Genomic DNA, 17,135 nt, shown 5'->3' on the forward strand with positions numbered 1-17,135 from the left:
CTCAAAATGTAGGTGGCAAAGGATTTTGAGTGAGAGCCTCAAATCCCTTCGCCGGCGTTATCCGGATCAGGTTCGACGGGTATTTTCTCAGCACACGCCTGACGCGCAGCACCCCGTTGAGCACCGCAATAGTGTAATGATTTTGTAAGTTTTCGGAAAGCATTAAGGATCGGGTGGGGCAAACCAGGCCGATTTGAAGTCAAACCAGCCGAGCGTATTCATCCGTAGTCCGCGCATGCTTCGTTGGCCCTGAATCATCAGCCAGTGGTGGATTAACGGCACCATCGCTTTGCTCTCCAGCAACTGCTGACACCAGGCCGCAAGATTCAACTCTCCGGCACGCCAGATTGCAGCATCGCCCTGCCAGTCAAGGGGTATGCAGTGCCGGATGAGGGGGACTTCATAAAGATGCGTGAAGAGAGAGAAGTCGAGCGGCAGAGTAAAGTTGGCACTGTTTAGCCAGATGTCGCTGATGATTTCGCCCGCATGCCACTCCACATAGTCCACCTCCTGAATCTCCAGGCGCACGCCCTGGCTGGCAAGCAGGGCGCTCATGGTGTTGGCGATAGCTTTATGTTCGTTATGATCGCGATAGAAGGTCAGGGTCAGCGACTCCAGTCCGGCGGGTTTTTCTCCGCCGGTGGGACGGGCATGATGCCAGCGTGGCAGCAGGCCGTAAGCCGGGAACCAGTAGCGCTGATAGTGCTCTTCAGCGTGGTAAAGCAGGTTGGTGGGGGATAACACCTGGCTTATCCAGTCGCGTACCGCCGGGTTTGCGCCTCGCGTCGAACGCGTGTCAAAGAGCAGATAGTAGCATCCCTCCTCGAGGCGGCTTTCGATGGCTTGTTCACTGTCGGTCGGGCCGTCAATGGTCAGGCCGCCGTTAGGCTCATCACCGATTTCCGGCAGTACCCAGACGTTGACCTCATCGATCAGCGCGCGAAAGCCAAAATAATCCTCAAAGGCATGGATCTTCAGCTGGTTGCTATTGTTGCGAGTGACGGCATAAGGGCCGGTGCCAACCGGATGACTGGAGAAGTCAGGCAGGGTCTCCCACTCCTGGGGGAGGATCATCGCCGGGATATGCCCGACCAGCCACGGAAGCCATTGATCCGGCTGGCTCAGATGAATATCCAGCGTCCAGGGGGTGGGGGAGGAGATCCCGATGATATGAGAGTAGAGGGGCAGCGTACTGATGCGCTCAAGCGAGGCAATCACATCACGCATCTCCAGCTCACGCCCGTGATGAAAATGGATACCGGGGCGCAAATAAAATCGCCAGTGTAAGGGCGTAATCTCCTTCCAGTGGTGGGCAATGTCCGCTTCCAGTTCCCCATTTGCCTCATTTATGCGGGTCAGGGCGTTGAAAATCTGCCGGGCCATATGGGTTTCGGAACGGCGTAATGCCGTACCAGGTAACAGGTTGCGCAGCGGGCGGTAGTAGAGGACGCGCAGTATATGTCGGCCCTGCCGGAAACTGCGGCCCAGATGGGACACCAGCATCTGTCGCACCGTGCTTTTATCGCCAACCAGTTGCACCAGCTGATCGATGCGGTCCTGCTCAAGTAAGTCTTCGGCGCGCTGCTGCTGAAGAGCAAGCCCGGTATAGAGAAAGGTGAGGCGTGAGCGTTTCCCGCGTCCGGCTTCAGCATCCCATGTCAGCCAGCCCTTCTCCTGCATGGTATTGAGCAGAGTGCGCATGTGGCGGCGCGAACAGCTCAGTAACGTGGCCAGCTCATTGAGCGTGGTCTCTTGTGACTTCCCGTCGCAGCATTGCCAGAGGCGAATGAACTGCTGTTGCAGGCGACCAGAGGACATAAAAGGGGAACTCCTGAGAAAAAGTCAGCAATTTATTAATCCCTATATTAAGCCAATACTTCTCTGCGATGAAAGCGAGGAGGGGAGTATGAAGAGATCATTCACCCGGCAGTTTTACTTAGCGTATTTTCACGCGACACAGGCCGTGTCCTGGCTGAAATGCCCGAATGCCGTTCAGCGTCAGAAAATGCTCGAAGAATTAATGCAGTGGGAAGTGACATCCCCGATCTCCACCCTCAATAATTCGGATTGCAGCACGGCGGCAAGTGAGTGATTCTTCAGGCGCTTAATGAAGTAAGTAACCGGAAGAGATGCTGGCGGCCAATGCCCATGCAACCTGAAGTATGACGGGTATAAACCCTGAATCGCAGCCATCATGTGTGACTGAGTATTGGTGCGAATCACCACGCCAGCAGGTATCATCTGCTGGCTTTTTTCGTTTCTACGCATGGAAGGATCTTTATGCTCTGGTTGATGACGATGGGACGCCGCCTGAATGGGGTTTACCTCGCTTTTATGATGGTCGCGTTTATGATTGGGGTGGCGGGGGCGCTGCAGGCACCCACCCTTAGTCTGTTTCTCAGCCGCGAAGTGGGCGTGGAGCCCTTCTGGGTAGGCTTGTTTTACACCGTGAACGCTATCGCCGGGATTGCGGTAAGCCTGGCGCTGGCAAAGCGGTCTGACCGGCAGGGCGACAGGCGCAAACTGATTATGTTCTGCTGTCTGATGGCGGTGGGGAATGCGCTGCTGTTTGCCTTCAATCGCCATTATCTGACGCTCATCACCTGTGGCGTTTTCCTGGCGTCGCTTGCCAGTACGGCAATGCCGCAACTCTTCGCCCTGGCGCGTGAGTATGCGGATAATTCTGCCCGCGAAGTGGTGATGTTTAGTTCCATCATGCGTGCGCAGATTTCTGTAGCCTGGGTGATTGGGCCGCCGCTGGCGTTTATGCTGGCGCTCAATTATGGCTTCACTACCATGTACGTTATTGCCGCCGGGATATTCGTGATTAGCCTGGTGATGATGGCGTGCTGGTTGCCCTCGGTGGCGCGTGTTGAACAGCCGACCGATGTACCCGTGACCCGGATCAGTGGCTGGAGCGATAAAAATGTGCGCATGCTGTTTATCGCCTCCACGCTTATGTGGACCTGCAACACCATGTACATCATCGACATGCCGTTATGGATTAGTACGGTACTTGGGCTGCCCGACAGCCTGGCCGGTGTGCTGATGGGGACTGCCGCAGGGCTTGAAATTCCGGCGATGATCCTGGCGGGTTACTACGTTAAGCGTTTTGGTAAACGCAAAATGATGGTCGGCGCTGTCGGGGCGGGCGTGCTGTTCTACGCGGGTTTGTTGATGTTCCATAGCCACGAAGCCTTGCTGGGCCTGCAAATTTTTAATGCCATTTTCATCGGCATTATCGCCGGGATTGGCATGCTGTGGTTCCAGGATCTGATGCCGGGTCGTGCAGGTTCAGCCACTACGCTTTTTACTAACAGCATCTCGACGGGCGTAATTCTGGCGGGGGTTATTCAGGGCGCACTGGCGCAGAGTTATGGCCATGCCTCGGTGTACTGGGTTATTGCCGGGTTGTCGCTGGTGACGCTTTTTCTGACCAGTCGGGTGAAAGATATCTGACGCCGTTTCCGGCGTCAGGCGGTCGGCGGCGATCGGTCAGTGGCATTTACCCCTGAAGCCGCCCGCTTTCAGGCTGCTTTCAGGAGAGGATATCCATCATTTCACGCAGTTGGGCAAGGGCTATCTGACCGGGCGCTGACGCCTGACCCACGGTGCCGAAGGTCATGGCCGAACCAAAGAGACGTCCGGTAACACGACTCAGTCCCCCCATTTTTGCCATTGACATGGTGATGACAGGGCGCGTTGCATACTTCTCTTTCATCGTCAGCGTGGCGGACAATAGCGTCAGCACATCCTGCGGGGTCTGGGGCATCACGGCCATTTTCGGCAAGTCAGCCCCCAGGTCCTGCATCCGTCGCAAGCGATAGATGATCTCCTCCTGCGGCGGCGTTTTATGGAAGTCATGGTTACTCATGACAACTTTTACCCCTGCGGCATGAGCGACATCAACGATCGCGCGGATGTGCCCTTCATCATTAAAGAGCTCAATATCAATTAAATCGACCAGCCCGCTCTCTGCCGCCAGGCGGTTGAGTTCAAAGTAGGCTTCATCACTAAGCTCTGTTTCACCGCCTTCGCGTTTGCTACGAAAGGTAAAGAGCAGCGGGATGTCGGGCACTATCTGGCGAATAGCAGTAAGCGCCTGGTGTACCTGCTCCGCGTCACTCACCTGAGCGAAATGATCAACCCGCCATTCAATCAGATCCGCGCCTGCATTCGTGAGGGAAACAGCGCTGGTTTTTATCTGTTCCAGCGTTTTGCCAGTTAAAGGGACGCAAATCAGCGTACAGCCTTCCTGGAAGGTGATGTTTTTAACATTTACCGTTTGGGTCATCTTGGTATCCATTATTCTTTTCGCTGTGCTTTCAGGCCATCCGGACAGCATGCACCTGAAAGTGACGATAACCGATGTGCAGGGCGATCACAAAGCCGATGACGGCAATAATCAAATCAAAAGCGTTGACCATAAACGGTCTGGGAAAAGGGAAAAAGGGTGCTTTGATTTCAGCAAATTTGCTGCCAACAAAAAACCCGGCGCTGGGCCGGGCTAAAGAGGAGTTATCCACTCAGTTCATAAAAGCAGGTTGTTTTTGCTCATAAGCCGCAATCGCATCTTCATGCTGTAAGGTCAGACCGATGCTGTCCAGACCATTGAGCATGCAGTGACGACGGAACGGGTCAATCGTAAAGCTGTAGCTCTTCTCACCCGCTTTCACTACCTGAGCCTCCAGATCGACCTCAAACGAGATGCCCGGATTGGCCTGAACCAGTTTGAACAGTTCGTCGACCTCTTCATCACTCAGCTTTATCGGCAGCAGTTGGTTATTAAAACTGTTGCCGTAAAAGATGTCCGCGAAGCTTGGGGCAATCACGGTTTTAAAGCCGTAATCGGTTAATGCCCAGGGCGCATGCTCACGGGAAGAGCCGCAGCCGAAGTTTTCCCGCGCTAACAGAATCGACGCCCCTTTATATTCCGGGAAGTTCAGGACGAATTCCGGATCAGGCACTTCGCCTTTATCATCGAGGAAACGCCAGTCGTTGAACAGATGTGCACCAAAACCCGTACGCGTCACCTTCTGTAAAAACTGCTTGGGAATAATAGCGTCTGTATCGACGTTGGCGGCATCCAGAGGGACAACCAGGCCGGTGTGTTGAGTATATTTTTCTGCCATGATTATCTCCTGTTACAAGCTACGAACGTCAGCAAAATGGCCACTCACTGCGGCGGCGGCGGCCATTGCCGGGCTCACCAGATGGGTGCGACCGCCACGGCCCTGACGGCCTTCAAAGTTTCGGTTACTGGTGGATGCGCAACGTTCACCCGGATTCAGGCGGTCGTTGTTCATTGCCAGGCACATGGAGCAGCCCGGCAGACGCCACTCAAAGCCCGCTTCGATGAAAATTTTGTCCAGCCCTTCCGCTTCCGCCTGTGCTTTCACCGGGCCAGAGCCTGGCACCACCAGCGCCTGAACGCCGGGTGCCACTTTACGTCCTCTCGCCACTTCTGCTGCGGCACGCAAATCTTCAATGCGCGAGTTGGTACAGGAACCAATGAAGACTTTATCAATAGCCACTGAAGTCAGCGGGACACCAGGCTGCAGGCCCATATAGGCCAGCGCTTTTTCGGCTGAGGCCCGTTCAACCGGATCGGCAAACGAAGCCGGATCGGGAATGTTGTCGTTAACGGAGATAACCTGACCCGGATTAGTGCCCCAGGTCACCTGGGGGGCAATGTCTTCGGCTTGCAGTGTGACTACCGTATCGAAGACGGCGCCGTCATCGGTTTTCAGGGTCTTCCAGTACTCCACCGCATCGTCAAAGTCTTTGCCCTTAGGCGCATGCAGACGGCCTTTCACGTAATTGAAAGTAGTTTCATCCGGTGCGACCAGACCGGCCTTGGCCCCCATTTCGATGGCCATGTTGCATAAGGTCATGCGGCCTTCCATGCTCAGCGCCTGAATGGCCTCGCCACAGAATTCCACTACGTGACCCGTACCGCCGGCGCTGCCGGTAGTGCCGATAATGGCCAGCACGATATCTTTGGCGGTGATGCCTGCTGGCGCTTTGCCCTGGACTTCAATCTTCATGGTTCTGGCGCGGCCCTGTTTCAGGGTCTGGGTTGCCAGAACGTGTTCAACTTCTGAGGTGCCGATCCCGAATGCCAGCGCACCAAACGCACCGTGAGTGGCGGTGTGAGAGTCGCCACAGACGATGGTCATGCCCGGCAGCGTGACGCCCTGTTCCGGCCCCATCACGTGAACAATGCCCTGATACGGATGGTTCAGGTCATACAGCTCAACGCCGAACTCTTTACAGTTTTTAATCAGTTCCTGCATCTGGATACGCGCCATTTCACCAGACGCGTTGATGTCTTTGGTCTGCGTGGAGACGTTGTGATCCATGGTGGCGAAAGTTTTGCCAGGCTGGCGCACCGGACGATTGTGCGCACGCAGGCCATCGAACGCCTGGGGTGAGGTTACTTCATGCACCAGATGACGGTCGATATATAACAGTGGGGTTTCGTTGGGCGCTTCGTGGACAACGTGCGCATCAAACAATTTTTCGTATAACGTTTTAGCCATGATTACACCCCTTCGGCGACATAACGGGCGATGACGTCACCCATTTCATCGGTACTGACGGCGGCGGCACCACGGGCTAAATCGCCGGTGCGTACCCCCTCTTCTAATGCGCGGTTTATAGCACTTTCAATCGCGGTGGCAGCGTCGTCTGCCCCCAGGCTATAGCGCAGCAGCAGCGCCAGGGAGAGGATTTGCGCGATCGGATTAGCAATATTTTTGCCTGCGATATCGGGTGCGGAGCCGCCAGCAGGTTCATACAGACCAAAGCCTTGTTCATTCAGGCTGGCAGAGGGCAGCATGCCCATAGAGCCTGTGATCATGGCGCACTCATCAGAGAGAATATCGCCAAACAGGTTGGAACACAGCAGCACGTCGAACTGGGACGGATCTTTAATCAGCTGCATGGTGGCGTTGTCGATATACATGTGTGTCAGTTCAACGTCCGGGTACGCCTGCGCCACTTCATTAACAATCTCACGCCACAGCAGGGAGGTTTGCAGGACGTTGGCTTTGTCAATGGAGTGCACTTTTTTGCGGCGCTTGCGCGCAGATTCGAAGGCGATACGCGCAATACGCTCAATTTCGAAACGGTGATAGACCTCGGTATCGAACGCTTTCTCATGCTGACCGCTGCCTTCACGACCTTTCGGCTGGCCGAAATAGATGCCGCCCGTCAGTTCGCGTACACACAAAATGTCAAAGCCGTTTGCAGCGATATCGGCGCGCAGCGGGCAGAAGCCTTCCAGCCCCTGATACAGTTTTGCCGGACGCAGGTTACTGAACAATTTGAAATGTTTACGCAGGGGCAGCAGGGCGCCACGCTCCGGCTGCTGTGCCGGCGGCAGGTTTTCCCACTTTGGTCCGCCGACGGAGCCAAACAGGATGGCATCGGCCTGCTCGCAGCCTTCTACCGTTGCCTGCGGCAGCGGATTACCGTGACGATCGATGGCGATGCCGCCGACGTCATAGTGGCTGGTGGTGATACGCATATCGAAACGGTTACGAACGGCTTCCAGAACTTTCAGGGCTTGCGCCATCACTTCCGGGCCAATGCCATCTCCCGGCAAAACAGCAATATGAGCGTTCTTCGACATCACACAGTTTCCTTGTTGTTTTCTTTATTTTGAGCTTTGCGTTGCAACTCTTTTTCGACTTCGGCGGCGCGCCAGATGTTGTTCAGGACGTGAACCATCGCCTTCGCGGAGGATTCAACGATATCCGTTGCCAGGCCTACGCCGTGGAAACGGCGGCCGTAGTAGTTCACCACGATATCAACCTGACCTAATGCATCTTTACCCTGGCCTTTAGCATTGAGATCGTATTTGACCAGTTCAATGTCATAACCGGTGATGCGATTTATCGCCTGATAGACAGCATCTACCGGCCCGTTGCCATTGGCGGCTTCCGCTTTCGTTTCTTCGCCACAGGCTAATTTCACTGAGGCGGTAGCAATATCGCTGGAGCCGGACTGCACGCTGAAGTAATCCAGACGGAAATGCTCTGGCTCTTCCTGCTGTTTATTGATAAATGCCAGGGCTTCCAGATCGTAATCAAAGACCTGGCCTTTTTTATCTGCCAGTTTCAGGAAGGCGTCGTACAGATGATCCATGTTGTAGTCGCTCTCCTGGTAACCCATCTCTTCCATGCGGTGTTTCACTGCCGCACGGCCGGAACGTGAAGTCAGGTTCAACTGGACCTGATTCAGGCCAATGGATTCCGGGGTCATAATTTCGTAGTTTTCGCGGTTTTTCAGCACGCCATCCTGGTGAATACCAGAGGAGTGGGCGAAAGCGCCAGTGCCGACAATGGCTTTGTTGGCCGGAACCGGCATGTTGCAAATCTGGCTGACGGTCTGGCTGGTACGCCAGATTTCATGATGATTAATGCGGGTGTGCACATTCATAATATCTTTGCGCACCTTGATGGCCATGATGACCTCTTCCAGCGAACAGTTACCGGCACGTTCACCGATACCGTTCATCGCGCCTTCAACCTGGCGAGCTCCCGCGTGAACGGCGGCAATGGCGTTGCCGACGGCCAGACCCAGGTCATCGTGGGTGTGAACCGAGATAATCGCCTGATCGATATTGGGCACGCGTTCATACAGACCAGTGATGATATTGGCGAACTCAAAAGGCATGGTATAGCCGACGGTATCAGGAATGTTAATGGTCTTCGCGCCAGCGGTAATGGCGGCTTCGACTACGCGTGCCAGGTCAGCAATTGGTGTACGACCCGCATCTTCACATGAGAACTCCACATCGTCAGTGTAATTGCGTGCGCGCTTCACCATATAGACCGCGCGCTCAATCACCTCATCCAGCGTGCTGCGTAATTTGGTCGCAATGTGCATTGGCGAGGTGGCGATAAAGGTGTGAATACGAAAGGCTTCGGCAACTTTCAGCGACTCGGCAGCGACATCAATATCTTTTTCTACGCAACGGGCCAGCGCGCAAACGCGGCTGTTTTTCACCTGGCGGGCGATAGTTTGCACGGATTCGAAATCGCCTGGGGAGGAGACCGGGAAACCGACTTCCATCACGTCCACACCCATACGCTCCAGCGCCAGAGCGATCTGCAGTTTCTCTTTCACGCTCAGGCTTGCCTGTAATGCCTGTTCACCATCACGTAAGGTGGTATCGAAAATAATGACTTGTTGTTGCTGGCTCATGGATTGGTCCTTGTCTCTTCAGGTCGCCTTGCTACGAGCATAAAAAAACCCGCGCCAGGGCGCGGGTTTTTAGTGTTAACTGGAGGATGATTAACGCTGAGCGTCGTCCACCGGTCTACCGCGCACACAGAATGCGTTTAGTAGTAGTAGACCGAGGAAGCGAACATTGCGAATCATGACCATGCTCCAGATGAATGCGTAATGCTATTAGTGGTACTGGATACGGAATTCAAAGTCAACCCTCTGTTCTGGAAAAGAAGGGGAAAGCAAGAAGCGCATCGATTCTGGTTTTAGCTAATCGTGCTGGTTTTAACGGGAAAAACAAAATAAGGTATTTGTGCTATTTCATACTTGCTGATCTTTGTTCCCTGAAGGCACATTCCCTTGCAACTGGCCATATCTTTACACCCTTTTGTGGGCGTAAGTATCTCAATGAAATTGCATGAATAATAATAAAAATGTATCAGTGAAACTGAATAATAGGTCTAAATGATAAAATTAGGTTAAATTATGGTGTCCATGCTCTTTGAAATATTTTAGCAGGCTCGCATTTCTGATCCGTTTTCGCCGTATTGTGCATTCATTGAATTTATGATTTGATTTTCCACTATCGGTACCGGGAATTAATTAATGAAGATAAATGCGATCAGGCCGGGTGATAGGCTGAATGTATTTTACGTCTTTATATATTCCTATTTTATTGAAATTCTCTTTTCCTCATCCTATATGCATGGTAAATCATATTTGTAGCGGTTATTGCTACCGGAAAAGGGATGGAGTTTGACAGTGGAGATGAAAATGTCAGAAGAACACGTTGAAGACACCGGGAACATTGAGGCGTTGAAACCTCAACTGCGTAAAGTTGATCTTAATTTGTTAACGATTTTTGATGCCGTTATGCAGGAACAAAATATTACCCGGGCCGCCCATTCGTTGGGGATGTCGCAACCGGCGGTCAGTAACGCGCTGGCACGACTAAAAGTGATGTTCAATGATGAACTCTTCGTACGCTATGGCAGAGGCATCCAGCCTACCGCACGCGCGCATCAGCTTTTTGGTTCCGTCCGACAGGCGTTACAGCTCGTACAGAACGAGCTGCCAGGCTCCGGTTTTGAACCCGTAACCAGTGAGCGAATTTTTAATCTTTGCGTTTGCAGCCCAATAGATAATTTTCTGACTTCTATTATTTATAATAGCGTTGAAAAAATCGCGCCTCATATCCATCTGGTCTTTAAGTCTTCTGTCAATCAGAATACAGAACATCAGCTTCGCTATCAGGAGCTGGAATTTGTCATTGGTTACGATGAGTTTCATCGACCCGAGTTTAGTTGCGTTCCTCTTTTTAAAGATGAAATGGTGCTGGTCGCCAGTAAAACCCATCCACGTATTATGGGGCCATTGCGAGAAAGCGATATTTACAATGAACAACATGCTGTTGTCTCTCTTGAACGTTACGCATCCTTTAGCCAGCCCTGGTACGATACGCCAGATAAACAAGCCAGTGTTGCTTATCAGGGGATGGCGTTAACAAGTGTATTAAACGTGGTCTCCCAAACACATCTTATTGCTATTGCACCGCGCTGGCTGGCTGAAGAATTTGCGGAAAAATTACATCTGCAGGTCTTACCGCTTCCTTTAAAATTGAACAGCCGCACCTGCTATCTCTCCTGGCATGAAGCCGCCGGGCGTGATAAAGGCCATCAATGGATGGAGGAATTGTTAGTCTCTGTTTGTTCTCGATAATTATGTCTGCTCGCGAAAGCGCGTATATTCTTTAGGTTTGAACTGCTCAGGCGATGCATGACAAAATTTTATGCTGAAACCCATTTTACAGCCAGGGTTTTGGTCATTTAAAAATGCATGAATTACTGGGCAGTCAGCAATTTGAACGATGATTTATCATCGACTTTACTTATCTCAGACTATTCCACCATTTCCTGCAAACTAACATCCTGTTTTCACTTTTGATGACGGATGCGGCAGAGGGGGCGCTGATTGCCTGCCAGATTTTCTGCGGTTATGGTAACGGCCATTCATAATCAGAATGCAGGAATGTCCTGTTCTGAGCAGAGCGACAGAGTCGGCAGTTGAAATGAATTCTACTGCCCGTCGACAAACACTAGCCTGGAGGCAAACCATGGAGATGTTGTCTGGAGCCGAGATGGTCGTCCGGTCGCTAATCGATCAGGGCGTTAAACAAGTATTCGGCTACCCCGGGGGCGCGGTCCTCGATATTTACGATGCGCTACATACCGTCGGTGGCATCGACCATGTGCTGGTTCGTCACGAGCAAGCCGCCGTGCACATGGCCGACGGCCTCGCCAGGGCAACGGGGGAAGTAGGGGTGGTTCTGGTGACCTCTGGCCCGGGAGCAACCAATGCCATCACCGGCATTGCCACTGCTTATATGGACTCTATTCCTCTGGTGGTCATTTCCGGGCAGGTGGCAACCTCCTTAATCGGTTACGACGCCTTCCAGGAGTGCGACATGGTGGGTATCTCCCGCCCTGTGGTGAAACACAGCTTTTTGGTGAAGCAAGCGGAAGACATTCCTGGGGTGCTGAAGAAGGCCTTCTGGCTGGCTGCCAGCGGTCGCCCTGGCCCGGTGGTGGTTGATTTGCCAAAGGATATTCTTAGCCCCGCCAACAAGCTTCCTTATGTCTGGCCTGAGACGGTGAGTATGCGTTCGTATAATCCCACCACACACGGTCATAAAGGACAAATCAAGCGCGCCCTTCAAACGTTGATCGCCGCGAAAAAACCGGTTGTCTATGTGGGCGGAGGAGCGATTACCTCCGGCTGTGAAGCGCAACTGCGAACGCTGGTTGAAAAGCTCAATATCCCGGTCGCCTCTTCACTCATGGGACTGGGCGCGTTTCCGGCCACTCATCGGCAGGCGCTTGGGATGCTGGGCATGCATGGCACCTATGAAGCCAACATGACCATGCACAATTCCGATGTGATTTTTGCCGTTGGCGTCCGTTTTGACGATCGCACCACCAATAATCTGGCGAAGTACTGCCCAAATGCCACCGTGCTGCATATTGATATCGACCCTACGTCAATCTCAAAAACCGTGCAGGCTGATGTGCCCATTGTCGGGGATGCGCGTCTGGTGCTGGAGATCATGCTGGATCTGCTTGCTCAGGAGGAGACGCAGCAACCTCTGGACGATCTGCGCGACTGGTGGCTGCGTATCGATCAGTGGCGCGCGCGTCAGTGCCTTAAATATGATAAGCAGGGCGAAAGTATTAAACCGCAGGCTGTTATTGAAACCCTCTGGCGGCTGACCAATGGTGAAGCCTATGTGACTTCTGACGTCGGCCAGCATCAGATGTTTGCAGCCCTTTATTACCCCTTTGATAAATCACGGCGTTGGATCAACTCCGGTGGGCTGGGAACGATGGGCTTTGGCCTGCCTGCGGCCTTAGGGGTGAAAATGGCGTTGCCGGCTGAAACCGTCGTTTGCGTCACCGGTGATGGCAGTATTCAGATGAACATTCAGGAGCTTTCCACGGCGCTGCAGTATGAGCTACCGGTGCTGGTGCTCAATCTCAATAACGGCTATCTGGGCATGGTTAAACAGTGGCAGGACATGATCTATTCCGGTCGCCATTCCCAGTCGTATATGACCTCTTTACCGGATTTTGTTCGCCTGGCTGAAGCTTACGGGCATCTGGGGATGCGAATCACTCAGCCTGCTGAGCTTGAGAGCAAGCTGGCGGAAGCGCTTGAACAGGTGCGTAACAACCGCCTGGTGTTTGTGGATGTGTGCGTTGACGGTGGAGAGCACGTTTATCCGATGCATATTCGTGGCGGCGGTATGGATGAGATGTGGCTTAGCAAAACGGAGAGGACGTAATTATGCGCCGGATATTGTCTGTGTTACTGGAAAACGAGTCAGGTGCACTGTCGCGCGTGATTGGTCTGTTCTCCCAGCGTGGTTATAACATTGAAAGTCTGACGGTCGCGCCAACTGACGATCCCACGCTATCGCGTATGACCATTCAGACGGTTGGCGATGCAAAAGTACTGGAACAGATTGAAAAACAGCTGCACAAGCTGGTCGACGTGCTTCGCGTCAATGAGCTTGGTCAGGGAGCCTACGTTGAGCGTGAAATCATGCTGGTAAAAGTGCAGGCCAGTGGGTATGGCCGGGAAGAGGTCAAACGCAGTGCAGAAATCTTCCGTGGGCAAATTATCGACGTAACACCCTCCATTTATACTGTCCAGTTGGCGGGTACCAGCGACAAGCTTGATGCTTTTCTTGCGACAATTCGGGACGTTGCGAAGATTGTTGAAGTCGCACGTTCAGGCGTGGTTGGCTTATCGCGCGGTGACAAAATCATGCGTTAAGCTGTTTGCGTAGATAAATTCCAGGCCCGGCATCCACTGCCGGGCTTTTTTTTGCGAAATCCACCTGAAGCGAACATAAAAGCGGTTGCCGCAGTGACTATTCTGCGCTTAGATGTTATGGAATTTAACCTATATCCCTAAAAAGGTTATGGAGTTCTTTTATTTTTCGAGGGGCAATTGTGAAACTGGATGAAATCGCCCGGCTAGCCGGCGTCTCACGTACCACGGCAAGCTATGTCATTAATGGAAAGGCAAAGCAATATCGTGTAAGCGACAAAACCGTCGAGAAGGTTATGGCGGTTGTGCGTGAGCATAATTACCACCCGAACGCGGTGGCGGCTGGATTGCGGGCGGGTCGCACGCGCTCTATTGGTCTGGTTATTCCGGATCTGGAAAACACCAGTTATACACGGATTGCAAATTATCTTGAGCGCCAGGCCCGTCAGCGCGGTTACCAGCTGCTGATTGCCTGTTCGGAAGATCAGCCTGATAACGAAATGCGCTGCATTGAGCATCTTTTGCAGCGTCAGGTAGATGCAATTATCGTTTCGACCTCCCTGCCGCCGGAGCATCCTTTTTATCAGCGCTGGGCAAACGATGCCTTTCCTATCGTCGCGTTGGACAGGGCGCTGGATCGGGAACACTTCACCAGCGTGGTCGGGGCCGATCAGGATGATTCAGAGATGCTGGCGGCTGAACTGCGTACCTTCCCCGCTGAAAACGTGCTTTATCTGGGCGCACTACCTGAACTGTCCGTGAGTTTTTTGCGCGAGCAGGGTTTCAGGACCGCATGGCAGGACGATCCACGCGAGGTGCAGTACCTTTATGCCAACAGTTATGAGCGCGAGGCAGCGGCTCAGCTGTTTGAAAAATGGCTGGAAACCCATAAGATGCCGCAAGCATTATTCGTCACCTCATTTGCATTACTGCAGGGGGTGCTGGATGTCACGCTGCGTCGGGATGGCAAATTGCCTTCCGATCTCGCGATTGCCACCTTCGGGGATCATGAGTTACTGGATTTCCTGCAGTGCCCGGTGCTTGCGGTAGCGCAGCGCCATCGGGATGTCGCAGAGCGCGTACTGGAAATCGTGCTGGCAAGCCTTGATGAACCCCGGAAACCTAAAGCAGGGCTAAGCCGTATACGGCGTAACCTCTACCGCCGTGGCGTGTTGAGCCGGGTGTAAAAATCCATTAAAGGCAGCGCGGGCTGCCTTATTGCGACAGGGCTCATACCGGCATTAAGTATTTTCTTAATTAGGATAAATCCTTACTTTTTTAAAGTAGCGGTTTAATTAATTCCCGACTGCCCTTTTAATTACATCTGCAGGATAAATAAGACGTAACTAAACATTATGCTCGTATTGTTTTGTTACATCTTCATTCGTAAGCGGGCGAGGCGTGCCTTTTTCGAACTTAAAGAATCGTTGCCCTGCCTGACATCAGCAATCTCTTGTGATTCCTTAGACAGGTACTGTTATCCGGGCACGTTATGCCTTAAAATGCCGCCCGCGTCGCAAACTGACATTTTATATTTCATATGCGTCTAATGAGTACGCTTTAACGTCCTGATCAATATTTGCTTTTTTTCTTACAAATATTCATGACGTTAATTTCCCTCATCAGGTGAGTGGTATTTCGCCAATCTGAAATGAAACCGCGAATAAGAGATCTTTTGCTCTGGTTAGGCTTTGCCCTGGCTTGACAAGGTTTTCCTCCGCTCCGTAAACTCCTTCGGTGGGGATTTGTGGGTTAAAGTGGTGAAAAAGGTCATTCAGGGGTGGAGCGTGTATGTTCCGTGGAGCAACGTTAGTTAATCTTGATAGCAAAGGCCGGTTAGCCGTGCCGACGCGTTATCGTGATTCGCTGCTTGAGAATGCTTCCGGTCAGATGGTATGCACCATTGATATCCGTCACTCCTGCCTGCTGCTTTACCCCTTGCCTGAATGGGAAATTATTGAGCAAAAATTGTCGCGTCTATCAAGCATGAACCCGCTGGAACGTCGCGTACAACGCCTGTTGTTGGGGCATGCCAGCGAATGCCAAATGGATAATGCAGGGCGCTTATTGATAGCCCCCGTTTTACGGCAACATGCCGGGCTGACGAAAGAAGTGATGCTGGTTGGGCAGTTCAACAAGTTTGAGCTGTGGGATGAAACGACCTGGTATCAACAGGTCAGGGAAGATATCGACGCTGAGCAATCGGGTACTGACATGCTGTCAGATCGGTTGCAGGATTTGTCTCTGTAATGATGATGGAAAATTTTAAACACACAACGGTGCTGCTTGACGAGGCCGTTAACGGCCTGAATATTCGTCCTGATGGCATCTATATTGATGGCACTTTTGGTCGCGGTGGACACTCGCGCCTGATCCTCTCCCAACTTGGGCCGGAAGGGCGCCTGCTGGCTATTGATCGCGATCCACAAGCGATTGCTGTCGCGAAGACCATTACCGATCCCCGCTTTTCCATTGTGCATGGTCCTTTTTCCGCGCTTGCTGATTATGTCAATGAGCGTGGACTCACCGGAAAGATTGACGGCATTCTGCTCGATCTTGGTGTCTCCTCACCGCAGCTTGATGACGCCGAGCGCGGCTTCTCCTTTATGCGCGACGGTCCGCTGGATATGCGCATGGATCCAACCCGTGGCCAATCGGCAGCTGAATGGCTACAAACCGCTGATGAAGCCGATATTGCCTGGGTTATCAAAACTTTCGGAGAAGAACGTTTTGGTAAGCGTATAGCGCGCGCCATTGTTGAGCGTAATCGCCTTGAGCCGATGACCAGAACGAAAGAGCTGGCAACCGTGGTTGCTGCCGCGATGCCGGTGAAAGATAAGTTCAAACATCCCGCGACCCGTACCTTCCAGGCGGTGCGCATCTGGGTCAACAGCGAGCTGGAGGAGATAGAGCAAGCGCTAAAAAGCTCGATTGAGGTGCTGGCCCCGGAAGGGCGACTTTCTGTCATTAGTTTCCACTCTCTGGAAGACCGTATTGTGAAGCGTTTTATGCGCGAGCAGAGTCGTGGTCCTCAGGTTCCGGCGGGATTACCGATGACAGAAGCACAGCTTAGTAAGCTCGGTGGCCGTCAACTGAGAGCCCTGGGCAAGTTGATGCCGGGTGAGGAAGAAGTGGCAGAGAACCCACGTGCCCGTAGTTCAGTTCTGCGTATTGCAGAGAGGACGAACGCATGATCGGGAGAGTGTCGGAGACCCTGAGCAAGGTTAAAGGATCGTTAGCAAGCAACGAACGCCACGCCTTGCCTGGCGTGATCGGTGACGATCTTCTGCGTTTTGGGAAGCTGCCACTCTGCCTGTTCATTTGCATCATCATGACGGCCGTTACCGTCGTCACCACTGCCCATCACACCCGTTTATTAACGGCGCAACGCGAACAGCTCGTGCTTGAGCGTGATGCGCTGGATATCGAATGGCGTAACCTGATCCTTGAAGAAAATGCCTTAGGCGATCATAGCCGGGTAGAACGGATCGCAACGGAAAAGCTGCAAATGCAGCATGTTGATCCCTCTCAGGAGAATATCGTTGTTCAAAAATAAGGAATCACGCGTC

General features: G+C 52.7%; 16 protein-coding genes and 1 riboswitch. Of the genes, 9 read left to right on the top strand and 7 right to left on the bottom strand.

Annotation, left to right across the window (positions count from 1 at the left end):
• Positions 1-25: 25 nt before the first annotated feature.
• Positions 26-126, bottom strand: a riboswitch (TPP riboswitch).
• Positions 127-162: 36 nt separating this feature from the next.
• On the bottom strand, positions 163-1,818 hold the full coding sequence (gene sgrR, locus M1D91_RS03585; protein WP_437431159.1) for an HTH-type transcriptional regulator SgrR: 1,656 nt from the start codon (positions 1,816-1,818) through the stop codon (positions 163-165).
• Positions 1,819-1,906: 88 nt separating this feature from the next.
• Between sgrR and sgrT the strand changes: the two genes are divergently transcribed.
• Complete coding sequence (gene sgrT, locus M1D91_RS03590) at positions 1,907-2,092, top strand: glucose uptake inhibitor SgrT (RefSeq protein WP_437431160.1); 186 nt, start codon at positions 1,907-1,909, stop codon at positions 2,090-2,092.
• Between the two features lie 188 nt (positions 2,093-2,280).
• The gene (locus M1D91_RS03595) at positions 2,281-3,459 is read left to right on the top strand and encodes a sugar efflux transporter (protein WP_437431161.1); all 1,179 of its coding nucleotides are present in this window, start codon (positions 2,281-2,283) and stop codon (positions 3,457-3,459) included.
• Positions 3,460-3,538: 79 nt separating this feature from the next.
• Here M1D91_RS03595 and aroD read toward each other — a convergent pair whose 3' ends face one another.
• The 6 genes from aroD to leuL form a co-directional block, all read right to left on the bottom strand.
• Entirely contained in the window at positions 3,539-4,294 is a 756-nt protein-coding gene (gene aroD / locus M1D91_RS03600; protein ID WP_437431162.1) for a type I 3-dehydroquinate dehydratase, read from the bottom strand.
• Between the two features lie 232 nt (positions 4,295-4,526).
• On the bottom strand, positions 4,527-5,132 hold the full coding sequence (leuD, locus tag M1D91_RS03605) for a 3-isopropylmalate dehydratase small subunit (protein ID WP_437431163.1): 606 nt from the start codon (positions 5,130-5,132) through the stop codon (positions 4,527-4,529).
• Positions 5,133-5,144: 12 nt separating this feature from the next.
• Positions 5,145-6,542 (bottom strand): 3-isopropylmalate dehydratase large subunit, encoded by a 1,398-nt coding sequence (gene leuC, locus M1D91_RS03610; RefSeq protein ID WP_437431164.1) that lies wholly within the window; start codon positions 6,540-6,542, stop codon positions 5,145-5,147.
• Positions 6,543-6,544: 2 nt separating this feature from the next.
• On the bottom strand, positions 6,545-7,636 hold the full coding sequence (leuB, locus tag M1D91_RS03615; protein ID WP_437431165.1) for a 3-isopropylmalate dehydrogenase: 1,092 nt from the start codon (positions 7,634-7,636) through the stop codon (positions 6,545-6,547).
• Positions 7,636-9,213, bottom strand: a complete 1,578-nt coding sequence (gene leuA, locus M1D91_RS03620; RefSeq protein ID WP_437431166.1) for a 2-isopropylmalate synthase — start codon at positions 9,211-9,213, stop codon at positions 7,636-7,638. Before leuA ends, leuB begins: the two co-directional genes overlap by 1 nt.
• Positions 9,214-9,303: 90 nt before the next feature.
• Entirely contained in the window at positions 9,304-9,396 is a 93-nt protein-coding gene (gene leuL / locus M1D91_RS03625; RefSeq protein WP_437431167.1) for a leu operon leader peptide, read from the bottom strand.
• Between the two features lie 615 nt (positions 9,397-10,011).
• Here leuL and leuO point away from each other — a divergent pair.
• The 7 genes from leuO (at position 10,012) to ftsL (ending at position 17,122) form a co-directional block, all read left to right on the top strand.
• Positions 10,012-10,956 (top strand): transcriptional regulator LeuO, encoded by a 945-nt coding sequence (gene leuO / locus M1D91_RS03630; RefSeq protein ID WP_437431168.1) that lies wholly within the window; start codon positions 10,012-10,014, stop codon positions 10,954-10,956.
• Positions 10,957-11,350: 394 nt separating this feature from the next.
• Positions 11,351-13,075 (top strand): acetolactate synthase 3 large subunit, encoded by a 1,725-nt coding sequence (gene ilvI, locus M1D91_RS03635; protein WP_437431169.1) that lies wholly within the window; start codon positions 11,351-11,353, stop codon positions 13,073-13,075.
• Between the two features lie 2 nt (positions 13,076-13,077).
• Positions 13,078-13,569, top strand: coding sequence for an acetolactate synthase small subunit (gene ilvN, locus M1D91_RS03640; protein WP_437431170.1), 492 nt, complete (start codon positions 13,078-13,080; stop codon positions 13,567-13,569).
• Between the two features lie 179 nt (positions 13,570-13,748).
• Positions 13,749-14,753 carry a catabolite repressor/activator gene (gene cra / locus M1D91_RS03645; protein ID WP_437431171.1) on the top strand — a complete coding sequence of 335 codons (1,005 nt, stop codon included), beginning with the start codon at positions 13,749-13,751 and terminating at the stop codon, positions 14,751-14,753.
• 604 nt (positions 14,754-15,357) lie between these two features.
• Entirely contained in the window at positions 15,358-15,816 is a 459-nt protein-coding gene (gene mraZ / locus M1D91_RS03650) for a division/cell wall cluster transcriptional repressor MraZ (protein ID WP_437431172.1), read from the top strand.
• 2 nt (positions 15,817-15,818) lie between these two features.
• The gene (rsmH, locus tag M1D91_RS03655) at positions 15,819-16,760 is read left to right on the top strand and encodes a 16S rRNA (cytosine(1402)-N(4))-methyltransferase RsmH (RefSeq protein ID WP_437431213.1); all 942 of its coding nucleotides are present in this window, start codon (positions 15,819-15,821) and stop codon (positions 16,758-16,760) included.
• On the top strand, positions 16,757-17,122 hold the full coding sequence (gene ftsL / locus M1D91_RS03660) for a cell division protein FtsL (RefSeq protein WP_437431173.1): 366 nt from the start codon (positions 16,757-16,759) through the stop codon (positions 17,120-17,122). The genes rsmH and ftsL overlap by 4 nt, the downstream gene beginning before the upstream one ends.
• Positions 17,123-17,135: the final 13 nt, after the last annotated feature.

The organism is Enterobacter sp. SA197 (assembly GCF_054131575.1).

Coding starts and splice junctions, on each gene's coding strand:
- sgrR (WP_437431159.1), bottom strand. CDS start 1,818: ATGTCCTCTGGTCGCCTGCAACAGCAGTTCATTCGCCTCTGGCAATGC.
- sgrT (WP_437431160.1), top strand. CDS start 1,907: ATGAAGAGATCATTCACCCGGCAGTTTTACTTAGCGTATTTTCACGCG.
- M1D91_RS03595 (WP_437431161.1), top strand. CDS start 2,281: ATGCTCTGGTTGATGACGATGGGACGCCGCCTGAATGGGGTTTACCTC.
- aroD (WP_437431162.1), bottom strand. CDS start 4,294: ATGACCCAAACGGTAAATGTTAAAAACATCACCTTCCAGGAAGGCTGT.
- leuD (WP_437431163.1), bottom strand. CDS start 5,132: ATGGCAGAAAAATATACTCAACACACCGGCCTGGTTGTCCCTCTGGAT.
- leuC (WP_437431164.1), bottom strand. CDS start 6,542: ATGGCTAAAACGTTATACGAAAAATTGTTTGATGCGCACGTTGTCCAC.
- leuB (WP_437431165.1), bottom strand. CDS start 7,636: ATGTCGAAGAACGCTCATATTGCTGTTTTGCCGGGAGATGGCATTGGC.
- leuA (WP_437431166.1), bottom strand. CDS start 9,213: ATGAGCCAGCAACAACAAGTCATTATTTTCGATACCACCTTACGTGAT.
- leuL (WP_437431167.1), bottom strand. CDS start 9,396: ATGGTCATGATTCGCAATGTTCGCTTCCTCGGTCTACTACTACTAAAC.
- leuO (WP_437431168.1), top strand. CDS start 10,012: ATGTCAGAAGAACACGTTGAAGACACCGGGAACATTGAGGCGTTGAAA.
- ilvI (WP_437431169.1), top strand. CDS start 11,351: ATGGAGATGTTGTCTGGAGCCGAGATGGTCGTCCGGTCGCTAATCGAT.
- ilvN (WP_437431170.1), top strand. CDS start 13,078: ATGCGCCGGATATTGTCTGTGTTACTGGAAAACGAGTCAGGTGCACTG.
- mraZ (WP_437431172.1), top strand. CDS start 15,358: ATGTTCCGTGGAGCAACGTTAGTTAATCTTGATAGCAAAGGCCGGTTA.
- rsmH (WP_437431213.1), top strand. CDS start 15,819: ATGATGGAAAATTTTAAACACACAACGGTGCTGCTTGACGAGGCCGTT.
- ftsL (WP_437431173.1), top strand. CDS start 16,757: ATGATCGGGAGAGTGTCGGAGACCCTGAGCAAGGTTAAAGGATCGTTA.